Here is a 14,984-nt window from a genome sequence, read left to right on the forward strand (position 1 = left end):
AGGAGGCTCGCGGGTCACCCGCGGAAAGCGAAGTCTTGCACGGAAATCAATAGCGGTATTTATTGTCGGCCATTATATTGTTCGTCTTTTTGTTTGTGTTCTTTAGTTTTGTCCCAGCCTCTTTTCATTTACACATTCACCCTAAATCGACATTGTGGTAAACACGTTGGACGTCGTCTAAATCCTCTAGTGCATCAATTAGTTTTTCAAATTGTGCTTCTGCATCGCCAGAGAGCTCCACTTCATTTTGCGCTAGCATGGTAAGCTCGGCTACCGTGAATTCTTCAATTCCTGCATCCTTTAATGCGGTTTGAACTGCATGGAATTGGTCTGGTTCTGCATACACTATGACAGTATCCTCTTCTTCCATGATGTCGCGCACGTCAAGGTCGGCATCCATTAGGATTTCAAGTACATCATCAGAAGATTTACCTTCAAATGCAAAGACTGCAGTTGCATCAAACATGTAGGCAACGGAACCGCTGACACCCATATTTCCGCCATTTTTCCCAAATGCTGCACGGACTTCAGAAGCAGTACGGTTTACATTGTTTGTTAATGTATCGACAATGAGCATAGAACCGTTTGGTCCAAAACCTTCATAACGTAGTTCATCGTATTTTTCGTCCCCTGCACCTTTTGCTTTATCAATTGCTCGGTCAATGATGTTCCGAGGTACGTTGTAGGTTTTAGCACGCTCTAGAACAAATTTCAGTGCCATGTTGGATTCAGGATTAGGTTCTCCCTGCTTTGCAGCTACATAGATTTCAAGTGCGAACTTGGAGTATACTCTGCTTGTATTTGCATCTTTTGCAGCCTTTTTTTCCTTAATGTTGTTCCATTTACGACCCATATATATTCACTCTCTTTCAATATTCAAAAATGTAACTTCTCCTATTATACATTAATTGACTGGAGACTTTCGAGTTTTTATGGCATGAAAAAATGGTATAGTGTGATAATATTATCTTGAATCTTCATTTCTAATTTAGGAGGACGCAATGTAGGCATTGCGGTTATTTCTTATGAATAAATATTTTTCATCTTTTACACTATTTTCATCTTTGCAGTGGCTTTTTTTTATTTTCGCCAACACGATAGTCGTTCCACTTTCGGTTGGAGCGGCTTTTGATGTTTCTCCTGAGGCCACTAAGACAATGCTTAGTGCATCGCTATTATTTACGGGGCTTGCCTGCATTTTTCAAGGCTGGAAGGGGCATCGCTATCCGTTATTGGAAGGACATTCTGGTCTCCTCTGGGGTGTGATGCTGAACCTTGGATTGACCGCTTCTTCGCTCGGAATGAGCTACACAGAAATTGGTGGTGGGGTTGCCACTGGATTGTTACTTGCGTCTGGTTTAACGATGGTTATGGCAATCTTCGGATGGAATTCTATTCTGCCGCGTATTTTCACGCCAATGGTGATGACTGTATATCTTTTCTTGCTGACCTTTCAACTTATGATGGTATTTTTTCAAGGCATGCTCGGGGTAAATGAGGATGGAGCCATGAATGTTCCTGTTAGTATGCTTTCTGTTGCGCTCGTTATTTTCGTTAGTTTGCTGAAAATAAAAGCACCAAGAGCCGTTGGAAACTTCTCTATCCTAATAGGTATTGTAGTCGGATGGATTTTATATGTTCTCTTATTCCCTGGCAGTAGTCCTGAAGCACCAGCAGCTGAATTTTCCTTTGTATTGTTTCCATTAGGAGCCCCAAATTTGGAAGTAGGAATTATTGCTGTTGCATTCTTCGCTGGATTGTTGAACTTAAGTAACACGATTGCATCCGTGCAAGCAGCAGCTACGTTACACGGAGAAAAAGCAGAGCCAGGACAATTTCGCAATTCGTTCTTTTTTACAGGGTTCTTTTCCTTAATTGCATCACTTTTTGGTTTAGTTCCGTACACACCATTCACCTCGACAATTGGTTTTTTACAAAGTACGCGAATATTAGAAAGACGTCCATTTTTTTTTGGTGGCGCTCTACTTGCAGTGATTGGCTTAGTGCCACCACTTACATCCTTTCTCGTCACGATGCCCATGACGGTTGGAAATGCGGTATTGTTTGTTGCATACCTGCAGCTTTTCGGCACAGCTTATGCTAGTTTGAATGGTGCAGAATTCAACTCAGATACCATTTTCCGCTTGGCTTTACCAGTCCTGTTAGGTGTGTGTTTAATGAATACCTCTCCTGCAGTGTTTAGCTCGCTGCCAGTTTTGTTACAGCCATTTATAGCAAATGGCCTAATTATTGGCGTGCTTCTTTCCGTGGTGCTGGAAAAAGTGACGGATTGGCGGAAATATATTTAACCCCAGGGTAAAGGACTACACTGATGAATCGGATTAAATATTGCAGGTTTTGGATTTAATAATGGTGAAAATGGATTTATTATGGGGAATTTCGGATTTAATATTGCTTGATTAGGACATATTCTTCTGCTATTTTTCCGATGTCTTTCTGCAACCCTAAAAGTGCCGAATCCCAATAGGAACGGCACTTTAATTACTTATTTTCAACAAAATCGATGGCAAGTTGTGTGGAATCTATCAAAGGTTGATCTCCTTTTTCTTTGCGCAGTCGCAGGGCTTCTAAAAAGCTGTTTTCTGCTTCTTCATAGCGTTCTAGTTCAAGGAGGCATTTCCCTTTATGCTGTAAGGCGAAGTCCATATATTTGTGAGCTTCTCCTTCACCTTTTTCCAATGCTTCATCAAACAATGCTAATGCCTCATTTTGCCGCAAAGCATATTTTACTGCTTCCCCTAAACGAATTAATGCGGCAATTTCCCTCGGCACATCCTTTGTTTCTCTAGCAATAGCAAGACTTTCGGTCAAATGGGTGATCGCTTTTTCTGGCACTCCGATAATTCGATTCAAGTTTCCTAACGTACCGAGGAGAAACTGACGTTCCATTTCATCCTCTGTTTTATCTAAAAGCACCGTTGCATTTCTAATTACTTCTTGGAATGCTCCTACGTCAGACGTTTTCTCATGAAGATTATCCGTAACATCCATGTATATATACTTACTTATCTCTGCTAGCTTTTCTTTCAATTCATTCAGCAAAGAACATCCCCCTAAGTATTTTAATCAGTTTTTAAAAACTCCTCCCTTGTCATTCCAAAAATGAGCAAATCATGATGACTCCCATTCGTGTACACCATATTTCGAAGGCGACCTTCCTCTTGGAAACCAAGTCGTTCGTGAAGAATTTTCGAGCTCTCATTAAAACTATAAATGGATGCGTTCACCTTTTGAAAGCGAAGCTCGTTGAAAAAGTAGCGCAGGACTATATGAATGGCATCTGAAGCGTACCCTTTACGCCAATGGTCACGGAAGATGCTGAGTCCATAACTGAAGGTTCCGTTTTGCAAGTCACATTTATCTGTAGAAATACTACCGACAAGCTCCCCTCCTAACGTCTCAATTGCTAGGCGGAAGTTATGACCATCCCATCCTTTTTCTGCTTCCGAGGCTGCCCATTCCTTCGTTCCCTCTTCAGTTCTTGGTCCATAGATCGCATCATTTAATCTCGCAATCTCGGAATCCATTCCATCAAGATGGTATTTTTCCCAATCACCTACATTTATCGGTCGTAGCCTGACTTTCGTTCCTTCCCAAATATAAAAGGCCATACCCTTCACCTCTTTTTCCAATCCTCCGCAAGCATTCCGTACACTATATGGTCCACATAGTGGTCGTACAGCCACTCTGCTTGACGGATTTTCCCCTCTAGCGTAAAGCCCAGGCGCTCTGGAATTCCTCTACTTTTCAAATTGTTCTCAGCAGCCCGAATATCGACTCTGTTCATGCCAAGTTCCGTAATTGCGTAGTCCGTTAAAGCATACGCAACCCTTGTCATGATGCCCTTTCCTTGATAATCTTTATCAAGCCAATAGCCAATGTAGGCAACTTTATTGGTCCAATCAAGCGTGTTGTAGCTAGCAGCCCCAACAATTTCTCCTTTGTATAGAATAACGGTGGTAACTGCCTTATTTTCTGCATAGCTTTGTCTAGTTCCTTTGATAAAGTTGCGGGAATCCTCCACGTTTTTTGTGAAATCAAGCCACGGTAGCCATTCACGCAAGTACTCGCGGGAATTATCGGTTAGTTCAAATAGTCTTTCTGCATCTTTTTCCTCTGTTAGTTTCAATGATAGTTCTTCGTCTATTTTATGTACAAACATGATAAATCCCCCTAAATAATTTGTAGTTGTTTTAATGCATAGTAAATTCCGTCCTCACTAGATTTTTTGGTGACATAATCAGCAACTGATTTTAGTTTCTCACTGCCATTTCCCATTGCCACCCCAAAACCTACGAGTTCTAGCATATCAATATCATTTTCCCCATCTCCAAATGCGATAGCTTCTGACTTATCGACACCAAAATAGTCTAGTAGATTTATGATTGCCTGGGATTTAGAAACATCCTCCTCAAGTACATTGAGAACAAAAGGATGCCATCTTCTAAAAGTTAAGTCAGGGAATTTTTCATTATAGGGCTCCATCATATCTTCTGCGGCAAATAGGCATAGCAGATAGACTTCCTCCTCCGTTTCGTCCAATTCAGAAGGATAATCGGCAAGAAATAGCGTCTCCTTCAACGCTTGGGCAAACCTAATTTCTCTGACACCGTTCACCTTTAATCCTTCTGTGTAAAAAGAGAGACCATGATTTTGCTCGGCTGCAAATTCATATACTTCCTTAAGTACTTTTGGATTTAATGGCACCTTATGAATGACTTCTTCCTTATGCTTCACATGACCCCCATTGGCCGTAATGAAAGTGTCTATTCCTAGTTCACGGATTTCTTCACACATGGACAAGGGTCTTCCTGTCGCTGCCACTACTTGAATTCCTTTTTCTTTTAACGATTTAATTGCACTTTTTGTTTTATCAGAAATGGTACCGTCTTCGTGATTGGTAATGGTGCCATCGATATCAAAAAAAGCAATTTTGTAGCTTGTTTGCATGGCCCGCCTCCTTATGAGTTTCTCTTTTTATCGGCTCAAATGCTCATGTTTCAACAGCCAATTTCCTGCTTCTTTTACAAAAACATTGGTCGCTCTTCCGCTTCCAGAAACAAATTCTCCATTAAGGTATCCCTCATACCGATACGTGTAAAGACAAACCGCCGTTTGTGTTTCTGCGACAATCCACTCCACATTTTCCGCTGAATACTTCTCATCTTTGATCGTGTCCCATGTTTTCTCAAAAAAACTACGAATCTCTGAAATAGTGGTGCACGTTTCTCTTGTAAACCAATAAACCGCGTTTGGATGAAGATGTTTTTCCACTTGAGTAAAATCGTGCGTATTCGTTGCTTCTATGTATGCATGTAGAGCTTGTTCATGATTCAATTATGCTCTTCCTCCTTAAGCGTTAATTGATATATAAATTGCTCACCCATTCTTCCTATTACTATCCTGTGAGTGTCAGTAAATCCGGCATTCAAGTATACCTTCTGAGCAATCTCGTTCCGATGATTAACAGCTAACACTACTTCGGTTGCTTCCGGGTAAGTAGCTTTTACATATTGAGGTAATAGTGCAAGTGACTTTTTCGCTATACCTTGTCCTTGAAACCCTAATGAAACAGAATATGCTCGCAATAATACAGCATTTTCATTCGCAGTATATGTCGGTAATTCTTCTCCCTGGTATAAAACAAAAAAACCTGCTGCTTCCTCGTTTAATTCTATGATCACCGGATGCCTTCCACTATCTTGCTCACATTTTGGAAGTGCCTGCTTCGGATACTCCGTATACTTCACCTGATCTTCTGTAAGCTCATAGTTTTCGAGACTTTTATCAAAACCACTGTGATATGCAACTAAATTAACCATCCTATCACCGACCATTTTCTTTTAAATTATCCATTAAAACGAATCAGCTCTTTTGTGAAGTCAATAGTTTTCTTCATACGCTCTTCATTAGTAGCAAAGTATCGTTTTGGATTTCCTTTTCGAATATTTATTGCTTCCTGAATTAAGGGATGCCATTGTGTATCTAAAGTTGACAATCCGTACTCTCCCGCACCAAGCTTTGAGATAATATCATGCTCTTGTAACGTATAATATTGGCGCAGCATACCTAGGACTGTCCATTCTACTTCCTCTTCTACTAAATGAGTCGGAGCACCCTTATATCGTTCCTCTAATTCATTTGTTCTTTCGCCCCAATACTCATTCATATTTCTTTTAACATATACTAATAAGTCATCCGTTTGAACTGTAATTTTTAGAGGCGGCCCAAAGATCGTAATTCCTTTGTTTTTCAAAAGCCACCAAGTGATGGAAACATGATGAGGAGTTTTTGTAAATCTACCTTCATTGTAGTAGTAGCATTCGTCATCGTAGTTATCGGCTAGAATATATATTCCGTCTAACAGCGGCTTGTTGCATGCTAGGGCAAGTTTTTCGTGGATTTCTAGTAACTTATATGCATCTTGTTCAGTAAGTGCTCGACTTGTAGTGGCTACAAAATCAATATCGCTCTTTCCCTCCTCATAGGCATGGAGAGCAATAGATCCGTGAAGATAAAGACCGGTAATGACATTCAGTTGGTTAATTTCTTTTATATAAAAGTCCAAGGTATTTCGGACACTGATAGGTAAAGTGTTCAAAATCTAGATCCTCCTTGTTCCATTTGTCCGAATTCCTGCCTAGTTTGTCCGAATGAAAGTATGTCTCTTGTTTCACCTTCCTTAAAATGGTGAAATAACTCTTGTTTTGGCCGAATACAATGGATAATTGTCAAAATCACACCTTTATTTGTCCGAATCCTCCAGAAAGTCTTTCCATATAACATTTTCGACATAAATAAAACAAATACTCTTTGTAAAATGGACAAGTTACTTCAAATTGCTCTCCTCATACTCTTCCCTCAACAACCCATAATACGTCAAATCAATAAATTTACCGTCACGCATGCCATGTTGACGCCATATACCTTCATGCTTCATGCCGATTTTTTCCATGATGCGCCAAGAGCCTGGGTTCTCGGCAAAGGCACCAGCAAACACTTTGTTCAGCTGGAGCTCTTCAAAACCATATTCCATAACAGCCTTTGCTGCTTCTGTTCCGTAGCCTTTTCCCCAATAAGGGCGACCGATCCAGTAACCAAGTTCGCCACGTTTAAATGCTAATGTTTGATTAATGTTGATGACGCCTATCAAACTCTTACTCTCTTTTTCTACAATGGCAAAGGTTACTAATCCTGTTTCCTCGCCTTGCCAGACTTTTTTAATAAAATCGACAGCTGAGCCCTTTGGATAAGGGTGTGGAATGTAAAGGGTCGTTTTGGCGAGCTCATAATCGCTTGCAAGCTCTTCGACTCTCTCAGCATCATCCAATTGTAGTCTCCGTAAAATTAAATTTTCTGTTTCCATTGTATCTCCCCCATCTAAAAACAAGTAATATTTTCCTATTATATACATATATTCGCAAAAGTCTATATGACGAATCTATTAAAATCGTGTGAAAAACTCATTTTCCTTCTCCCTTTTTGTCGAAAAAACAGGTTATTTTCCCTACACGCTTTAACTAATTACAGTACCATAAGTCATAGGGAAATTTGTCTTTTGGGCCATTTTTTCGAAGTTTAAAGTCTGTATATGCTAAAAATAGTCAGAAAAGTCTGTTTACGTTTCTCGACTTTTCTTTTACGATAAGTATGTCATTTCGTGTTACTAAATAAAAAGGAGGGAACTAGTTTTGAAAAAATTATTTATTTTGGCAGCCATTGTGTTTTTAATTTTTGCAGGGCTCTTCTCTGGCGGACCATCTTCCAATGCGGCAAGCTCACTCCAAGAGTTTAAGAAAAATGGTAAGGTGAGGATTGTCGACAATAGCGAACAACAAGGTCCACCTACTTTTGTAGCAGGAGTTTTATCTGAAAAGCAAGCAAAAGCAGACAGCCAGAATGCAATGAAGTTTCTTGGAAAACATAAGGATTTCTTTAACATGAATAATCCGGAAAATGATTTGAAGGAAGTTAGGACAACCAAGGATGAACTTGGTATGACACATGTTCGTTTGCAACAGACGAAAAATGGTGTTCCTGTAGATCGTAACGAATTAAATGTTCATTTTGATGAAAATAATGTCGTCACTACCGTAAACGGTAATTATGATGCAGAGTTAGAGTCACTGAAAATAAATACAATTCCTTCTCTACAAGCAGAGGAAGCATTGGCTGAGGCAAAAGCAGAAGTAGATGCTCCATCGGAAGTGCCTGTGGAGAGCTCGGAGTTAGTTATTTATCCTTTAGAAGATGAATACCATTTGGCTTATCGAGTCAATTTGGAGTTTTTTGACGGCGAGCCTGGGAACTGGTATGTGTATGTAGATGCAGAAAATGGAAAAGTTTTGGACAAGTATAACGCAATGACAGGCTTAGGTTTCTTTGAAGATATTCTTGGTTCTAATTCAGTAGAGGGCTCCTCAGCATTACAGGCTGATCCTAAAAAGAATAACGATGGTGCTTTAAAGCCTGCTAGAGGGTCAGGGCTTGGGACAAAAGGCGTTACAAAGCTTTTAAACATTGCCCATGGAAAAGATCCTGAGCTTGGAAATGGTACTCACTTTTTCCTAGCTGATTATACTACCCCACAGATGGGTGGAATCTTCACTTATAACATGAAAAATACGGCCAACCAAATTTGGTTATATTCCAATAAAAGTGCGTCTTGGAAAGATGTTGAATATTCCGGTGACAGTAGCTCATGGGAAGCGGTTGGACAAGGTCCAGCAGTAGATGCCCATGCGAATTCACGCATTGTTTATAACTACTTCCTTGAAAAGCATGGACGTAACTCCCTAGACGGAAATGGAATGGCGATTAATTCTCGCGTTCACTACGGTAGAGCGTATAACAATGCATTCTGGAGTAACGGAATTGCCATGATGACATATGGAGATGGAGATGGGAAACAGTTCATTCCACTTGCGTCCCTAGACGTTACTGCTCATGAGATGGTACATGGTATCACGCATTATAACGGTGGTCTGCGTTATCGTTTTGAAACTGGTGCCATCAACGAAGCATACTCTGACACCTTTGCAACGATTGTCGACGATAGCAGTTGGGATGTAGGGGAAGACATTATGGGAGCTGAGTGGCTAGCTAACGGTAGAACCGCGCTGCGTAGTAACGAAGACCCTGGAAAATTCCCAGTTGGTGCCCAATATTGGCCGTACAGTATTGATGGCGAAGGTCGCTACCCAGCACATATGGATGAGTACTACTACCTACCTGCCAACATGGACAACGGTGGCGTACACATCAACTGTACGATTTTACAACACTCTGCCTATCTAGTTGCTGTAGAATATGGCATGGGTAGAACTGTAGTAGCAGACACTTGGTATCGTGCTTACGACTACCTGCATTATGATGCATCCTTCGCGGAGTTCCGTGAAGCAATCCTGCAATCTGCCATTGACCTTTACGGAGAAGGCAGTGACGAGCACAATGCGTTCCTAAGTGCATTTGATGACATCGGTTTATATGAAGGATGGTCTGTAAACGACAATCCAAGAGCTCCTCAGTTTTAATGCATGGAAAAAACCAGCGCCAGTGTCCTTAGGGATGCGCGCTGGTTTCATATTTTTAGTCATTCTTACGACTTTTTCTAATCATATTAAGCATGTATACATTAGAAATAGAAAAGCCAATAAGTAATATATAAATAGTCGCTTCTTTCGAAACATGACTGATAAAAATGGTAGCGCAAACAATAACCAATGTCAGGATTATGCCATCTAACAAGGTGATTCCTCCTCTTTTCACTTGTTCTATTATTCTACATAAGAAAAGGGGATTCCTTTAGTTGAATGGCACAACTCAAAAATATTATTCTTGCTCCACGACATTACCTTCTGCCGGAATGGGCTGCTCTTTTAGCAACCGAGCAAAATGGGTCAGGTTGTATGCCATCATTTTTGCATGATCCATCGTAAAATCGTTCTTCCACCCTTCTGCTTCTATATACGATGGACCTGGACCTGCCTCTCCTACCCAATATGTATCCACATTAGGAGGAATCGTAAAACCTATATGAGATAATCCGTAAAGAATGGAAGAGGCCGCATTTTTAGCACCATCTTCATTACCGGTAATTACAACGCCACCTGCCTTGTTATAATAGATGCTTTGTCCCTTCTCGTTTGTTAATCCACTCCCACCATCAAGCCGCTCCATCACCATTTTTGCCACACTACTTTTCTCTCCAAGCCAAATCGGAGTCCCTAAGATTAGTATGTCTGCCTGTTTAATTTTTTCAAATATGACTGGCCATTCATCACCAGGTCCCTCATCCTCACTTACTCCAAATGCAATATGGTAATCAGCTATTCTTACAATCTCTGATACGACATTTTCTTTTTCGAAATGGTTTATTACCTCTTTCATGAGACCTTCCGTGTTGGACTCTTCACTTGAAGATTTTAATGAGCAATTTAAAAATAAAGCTTTTACCATTATTAACACCATCCTGTCCTTAAATAGTAAGCATTACCCGTATCCTCTTTTACTAAAGCTTTGTAATGTTTTCCATTTTCTTTTACAATAGCTATTGACCTTCGGGTAACCCAAGACCTTAATCTGAATATGACGCCAGAGGTGCACATCTGGACCGTTTGGTTGTGGAGGAGATTGTATGTATAAAATCGGAGAATTTTCAAAACTTAGCGGATTATCTGTTCACACACTATACCATTATGAAAATATTGGTATCCTAAGGCCAGTACGAAAAGATGATTGGACCAATTACCGGTATTACAGCGCAGACCAGTTGATTGAGTTGAATAAAGTGCTAGCACTTAAGGATGCTGGCTTTTCTCTCGAGGAAATTGCTTCATTTTTAATAGGTGCCCCTGTGAACAATAAGCTAATTCGAATGCTTGAAGAGAAGGCACAAGCCCTCGAAGCATACATAGTCGAAGAAACAAGCAGATTGAATCGTCTCCGCACCAACCTATTTTTGATTAAAAATGGAGGGATACCATTGATGAACGAAATTACATTAAAACAAGTAGAACCGATGTTGGTAGCATCTATTCGCAAAACTCAAAACCCGGTTGAACAAACGTTTGATCAATTTTGTGAAGAACTTTGGATGAAAATGCATGCCCACCTGGATGTCGTTTGTGCAAAATGTTCCATTCCATGTATGAGCATTTACCATAGCGGCCTATACGTAAACATGGCCGAATCAATTGACATGGAAGTAGTCGAACCGTTATATCGAGAAGTTCCGGCATCTACAGAAGTCGCGATACACGAATTGCCAAGGGTTGAAAAAATGGCAAGCATCGTTCATAAAGGGCCATTCTCAAGAATAGGAGAAACTTTTGCCAGCCTGGAAAAGTGGATTACCGAAAACCGCTACACCATTAGCGGTCCAGTCCGCGAGATTTACCATAAAGGAGAATGGATAACAAAGGATGCCAACGAATGGGTAACAGAAATTCAAGTGCCAGTGGAATAGGATGGCTCTCCACTGAATCATAAGATTGGGTGATATCTATATCAGTCGCCGTGTAAACATTAATAATAATTAAGTCCAAAAGCTACCGTAACTATCAATAATCTCACAGCAAACTTGGTGCGACCAATGACCGTGGCTGCTGTTGCTTTTTTTGAACGGAAATAAGGTAACTTTCTTGAATCTATCGAAAAAACCGGACAATATATCGAATGAGGCTTCGAATATATCGAATAACCTCTGGAATCTATCGATAACTGCTCTGAAACGCAGCAGACTAGCAGACACAACATCTCCCTAGCAAATCTCTTCCAATCTCAAAAAATCTGTTGCAAAATAGAAGTAACTTTGAACGGAAAGGGTGTTGATGAGTGGAGAATACTTGGAGTAAAGTCGACGATTATATTCAAAGGAAGACGCAAAGCAGGGATGAGGATCTTCAGCATGTACTTGACCATAATAGAGAGCAGGGGCTGCCTGCCATTGATGTTTCTCCAAACGAGGCTAAGTTCCTTTATACTTTAGCCAAAATGAAAGATGCGAAAAGGATCCTGGAAATTGGGACTCTTGGCGGTTTTAGTACCATTTGGCTTGCAAAAGCAGTACAGCCAGAAGGAAAAGTTATCACACTCGAAATTAACCCTCATCATGCCGAAGTAGCGAAAGCTAACCTGCAGAACACATCACTCGACCATTTAGTTGAAATCAAGCTCGGTAGTGCACATGCTTCATTAGAAGAATTGATTGTTTCCAAGGAAGAGCCTTTTGATTTTGTTTTTATTGACGCAGATAAAGAAAGCTGTGTGCCTTATTTCCAAGCAGTACTGAAGCTTTCCAAAAGAGGAACGGTCATCGTCACGGACAATGTTATCCGAAATGGTGAACTCATCAACAAGGAAAGCAAGGATACCGGTGTAGCGGGTGTGCGTGCCTTATTTGATCACCTTGCGACACTTGATCATGTAAGCTCCACGTCCTTGCAAACGGTCGGCTCTAAAGGCTATGATGGCTTCAGTATTAGTATTGTGGAATGAAAAACACACGAACTCTGCATCAAAACAGAGTTCGTGTATTTTTTACTGCTTTTAAAATAAATCTGTGCTGCCTAATGTCTAAGTAGCCATCCTTTTCTATTTGCCAATGAATCTCATACAGTCTATCCATGTAGTCTTCTACTCTAAAATCTTTTATTTGCCAAGGAATTGCCTTCAGGTAGTAGATAAGTGCCCCTACGTCGTAAAAACGCTGAACAGGGTGTTCTTTTATATTCAAGTGGAGATTAAATCCAGCTCCTTCTGTTTTTCCGCAAATTCTAGCTCCCAATGAGCATATTCATCGTTAATAGGTGCCCCTAGCAACTTATTAATTTGATTACAATCATCTACACCAACCTGCTGTGTGAGAAACACCCCTCCATTTTTTAAAACTCGATTGACCTCGCCAGGTTCATATTCTTCATGCTTGTTAATGACTAAGTCAAAATATTGATCCGGAAACTGAAGCTTGTTATTTTCTTTTACCTCCACGACCTTTACCCCTTGCGGCTCCAATGGCAATAGGTATATTTGGCTCGTAGCCCTCGGTAGCACATACAGTCTGTGGAAATGGCTGAAATTTTGCCAGTAGCTCTCCTCCACCCCATATCAAGCATGGACCTTGCGTGTACCATTAATGTACTTGCGATACTCCCATATGACCAAGGTAGCATCCCATAAGCAATTCTCCCGGTTTTTGTGATTTGGGAAAAATTCCACCCAGAAAAGTGGGTCTCCGCCTCTTGTAGATATTGTTGAAAGATTTTGTCTGTGTTCATTTTTTTACCTCATATTTTAATAAAGGAAGCTTTCTTCCTTTAAAAACAGTCGATTCAATCTCCCCTATTCTTTTTGCCCCCATTTTTATATAGAATGCTTCTGCGTGAGGATCACTGTCAATCTCAAAGCTTGTCATATTTAGACCCTCGGCCGTCGTTACAACATGAACCCAAAGTTTTTTTCCTATGCCCATTCCAATAACACTTGGATCTAAGTAAAGAAAGTCCAATTTACCACGTTTCCTATCAAAACTGAAAAAGCCTAGCATTTCATTTTTATTTTTCAGCACGTAAGTTGGGTTATTTTCTATGTAATGCTTCGTTATCGTCAAGTCTTCCCGACAAGCTTCTATAAACGTTTTGTCATAGGCCCAATATGCTTTTGAACGCAAAGCAAGGTCCGATAATGCTTCCGTTTCCAGTGTGTTTGCTTTAGTTAAAATAATCTCCATAAGCTCACCCCACTTCTAATATACCAAATATTCTAACTTTAAAGACGTTTTTAAAGCCTCATAAGAGAAAACCTGTTACAATCAACTCATACAAATTCAGGAGGGGTTGCTTATGAGAGTTCTTGTGGTTGGAGCTGGCGCTGTTGGAGGTTATTTTGGAGGTAGACTGTTAGAAAAAGGGGAAGATGTCACCTTCTTAGTAAGGAATAGAAGAAAAGAACAGCTATTGAAAACCGGGTTAGTGATAAAAAGTCAGCATGGGGATGCACTGCTTAGACCTCAGTTGCTTGTCAGCGGGGAACAACCGGAGCCGTATGATGTCATTCTCTTGTCGATGAAAGCCTATCAGTTGGATGCTGCAATTTCAGATATTGCACCATATGTTGGAGCTGACACCTTGATCATTCCACTACTCAATGGGATGGCACATGTAGAAAAATTAGCACATGCTTTTGGAAAAGAAACTATTCTTGGTGGGCTTTGTTTTGTGGAAGCAACATTAGATCAAGATGGTGCGGTTGTCCAAACAAGCGCCATTCATGACTTGGTGTTCGGAATAAGAAATGGTGAGCAGACAGAACGGATTAAAAGAATAACGGAAGCATTCAGTGAGACGAAAAGTAACTTTGTCCTTTCTGACAATATTAATCAAGCAATGTGGCAAAAATACTTATTTATTACTACTCTAGCTGGAATAACGACGCTATTTCGGTCACCTCTTGGCCCAATACGCGACGAAAGCCTTGGTGCTCTCACTATGAAACAAACGTTGCAGGAAGCCGAACAAATTATGAGGAGTATTGGTGCACCACTAGGGGAGGAAATCGTAGAAAATAACTGGGATAAGCTCCATTCCATTGAAGCGACAATAAAGTCATCCATGCAGCGCGATATGGAAAAGGGATTACCTGTCGAGGCAGATCACTTTTATGGGTATTTGTTGAATATTGCAAAGGAAAACGGAATAGCCGCTCCTACTTTAGAGAAAATTTATGCGAATTTGAAGATATATGAGAGGCAGATGGGGTTTAGGTGGGGTTAAAAGGAGAAGTTTCCGGAAGGGCTCCATATATCGACGAAAAGCAAATAGATATCGACGGTCCGATCCCTCTTATCGACGGAAATATAAAATATATCGACGAAAAACAGGGGGATATCGAAGAGTCGACAATATTCAACAAAAGCCGACTCGACACCTCCCCCACACTTACTAGACAATAATAAAACTGCCCAA

General features: G+C 40.5%; 18 protein-coding genes and 1 pseudogene. 6 read left to right on the top strand and 13 right to left on the bottom strand.

The genetic code is table 11. The annotated features are described in order from the left end of the window. Positions 1–136 precede the first annotated feature (136 nt). Positions 137–853, bottom strand: coding sequence for a YebC/PmpR family DNA-binding transcriptional regulator (locus tag LRP81_RS10010; RefSeq protein ID WP_230501138.1), 717 nt, complete (start codon positions 851–853; stop codon positions 137–139). 172 nt (positions 854–1,025) lie between these two features. Between LRP81_RS10010 and LRP81_RS10015 the strand changes: the two genes are divergently transcribed. Next, entirely contained in the window at positions 1,026–2,309 is a 1,284-nt protein-coding gene (locus tag LRP81_RS10015; protein ID WP_230501139.1) for a uracil/xanthine transporter, read from the top strand. Positions 2,310–2,502: 193 nt separating this feature from the next. Here LRP81_RS10015 and LRP81_RS10020 read toward each other — a convergent pair whose 3' ends face one another. The 8 genes from LRP81_RS10020 to LRP81_RS10055 all read right to left on the bottom strand — a co-directional run bounded on the left by LRP81_RS10020 (position 2,503) and on the right by LRP81_RS10055 (position 7,435). Further along, the gene (locus tag LRP81_RS10020; protein WP_230501140.1) at positions 2,503–3,063 is read right to left on the bottom strand and encodes a tetratricopeptide repeat protein; all 561 of its coding nucleotides are present in this window, start codon (positions 3,061–3,063) and stop codon (positions 2,503–2,505) included. A gap of 20 nt (positions 3,064–3,083) precedes the next feature. Then, positions 3,084–3,632, bottom strand: coding sequence for a GNAT family N-acetyltransferase (locus tag LRP81_RS10025; protein WP_230501141.1), 549 nt, complete (start codon positions 3,630–3,632; stop codon positions 3,084–3,086). A 5-nt stretch (positions 3,633–3,637) separates the two neighbouring features. Then, entirely contained in the window at positions 3,638–4,183 is a 546-nt protein-coding gene (locus LRP81_RS10030; protein WP_230501142.1) for a GNAT family N-acetyltransferase, read from the bottom strand. 11 nt (positions 4,184–4,194) lie between these two features. Then, positions 4,195–4,971 (bottom strand): Cof-type HAD-IIB family hydrolase, encoded by a 777-nt coding sequence (locus tag LRP81_RS10035; RefSeq protein ID WP_230501143.1) that lies wholly within the window; start codon positions 4,969–4,971, stop codon positions 4,195–4,197. 27 nt (positions 4,972–4,998) lie between these two features. Next, on the bottom strand, positions 4,999–5,358 hold the full coding sequence (locus LRP81_RS10040) for a YybH family protein (RefSeq protein WP_230501144.1): 360 nt from the start codon (positions 5,356–5,358) through the stop codon (positions 4,999–5,001). Then, positions 5,355–5,843 (bottom strand): GNAT family N-acetyltransferase, encoded by a 489-nt coding sequence (locus LRP81_RS10045; RefSeq protein ID WP_230501145.1) that lies wholly within the window; start codon positions 5,841–5,843, stop codon positions 5,355–5,357. The genes LRP81_RS10040 and LRP81_RS10045 overlap by 4 nt, the downstream gene beginning before the upstream one ends. Positions 5,844–5,869: 26 nt before the next feature. Next, positions 5,870–6,622, bottom strand: coding sequence for an aminoglycoside adenylyltransferase domain-containing protein (locus LRP81_RS10050; protein ID WP_230501146.1), 753 nt, complete (start codon positions 6,620–6,622; stop codon positions 5,870–5,872). Positions 6,623–6,850: 228 nt separating this feature from the next. After that, positions 6,851–7,435 carry a GNAT family N-acetyltransferase gene (locus LRP81_RS10055; RefSeq protein ID WP_230501147.1) on the bottom strand — a complete coding sequence of 195 codons (585 nt, stop codon included), beginning with the start codon at positions 7,433–7,435 and terminating at the stop codon, positions 6,851–6,853. Between the two features lie 277 nt (positions 7,436–7,712). Between LRP81_RS10055 and LRP81_RS10060 the strand changes: the two genes are divergently transcribed. Continuing rightward, positions 7,713–9,554, top strand: a complete 1,842-nt coding sequence (locus tag LRP81_RS10060; protein ID WP_230501148.1) for a M4 family metallopeptidase — start codon at positions 7,713–7,715, stop codon at positions 9,552–9,554. Between the two features lie 55 nt (positions 9,555–9,609). On the opposite strand, the gene LRP81_RS10065 is transcribed toward LRP81_RS10060, so the two are convergent. Both LRP81_RS10065 and LRP81_RS10070 read right to left on the bottom strand, forming a co-directional pair. After that, entirely contained in the window at positions 9,610–9,768 is a 159-nt protein-coding gene (locus LRP81_RS10065; RefSeq protein ID WP_230501149.1) for a hypothetical protein, read from the bottom strand. 84 nt (positions 9,769–9,852) lie between these two features. Beyond that, complete coding sequence (locus LRP81_RS10070) at positions 9,853–10,491, bottom strand: flavodoxin family protein (protein ID WP_230501150.1); 639 nt, start codon at positions 10,489–10,491, stop codon at positions 9,853–9,855. A 166-nt stretch (positions 10,492–10,657) separates the two neighbouring features. Here LRP81_RS10070 and LRP81_RS10075 point away from each other — a divergent pair, with 166 nt between their 5' ends. Both LRP81_RS10075 and LRP81_RS10080 read left to right on the top strand, forming a co-directional pair. Beyond that, positions 10,658–11,488 carry a MerR family transcriptional regulator gene (locus LRP81_RS10075; RefSeq protein ID WP_230501151.1) on the top strand — a complete coding sequence of 277 codons (831 nt, stop codon included), beginning with the start codon at positions 10,658–10,660 and terminating at the stop codon, positions 11,486–11,488. A 368-nt stretch (positions 11,489–11,856) separates the two neighbouring features. Then, entirely contained in the window at positions 11,857–12,519 is a 663-nt protein-coding gene (locus LRP81_RS10080; protein WP_230501152.1) for an O-methyltransferase, read from the top strand. Positions 12,520–12,538: 19 nt separating this feature from the next. On the opposite strand, the pseudogene LRP81_RS10085 reads toward LRP81_RS10080, so the two are convergent. Beyond that, positions 12,539–13,298: pseudogene (locus LRP81_RS10085) on the bottom strand (SAM-dependent methyltransferase). Beyond that, positions 13,295–13,750, bottom strand: coding sequence for a GNAT family N-acetyltransferase (locus LRP81_RS10090; RefSeq protein WP_230501153.1), 456 nt, complete (start codon positions 13,748–13,750; stop codon positions 13,295–13,297). The pseudogene LRP81_RS10085 and the gene LRP81_RS10090 overlap by 4 nt, the downstream one beginning before the upstream one ends. 112 nt (positions 13,751–13,862) lie before the next feature. Between LRP81_RS10090 and LRP81_RS10095 the strand changes: the two genes are divergently transcribed. Then, on the top strand, positions 13,863–14,792 hold the full coding sequence (locus tag LRP81_RS10095; protein WP_230501154.1) for a ketopantoate reductase family protein: 930 nt from the start codon (positions 13,863–13,865) through the stop codon (positions 14,790–14,792). Then, positions 14,783–14,971: a hypothetical protein gene (locus LRP81_RS10100; protein WP_230501155.1), complete on the top strand. Its 189-nt coding sequence runs from the start codon at positions 14,783–14,785 to the stop codon at positions 14,969–14,971. The genes LRP81_RS10095 and LRP81_RS10100 overlap by 10 nt, the downstream gene beginning before the upstream one ends. Positions 14,972–14,984 lie beyond the last annotated feature (13 nt).

The organism is Sutcliffiella rhizosphaerae (genome assembly GCF_917563925.1).
In the GTDB taxonomy this organism is placed as follows: domain Bacteria; phylum Bacillota; class Bacilli; order Bacillales; family Bacillaceae_I; genus Sutcliffiella_A; species Sutcliffiella_A rhizosphaerae.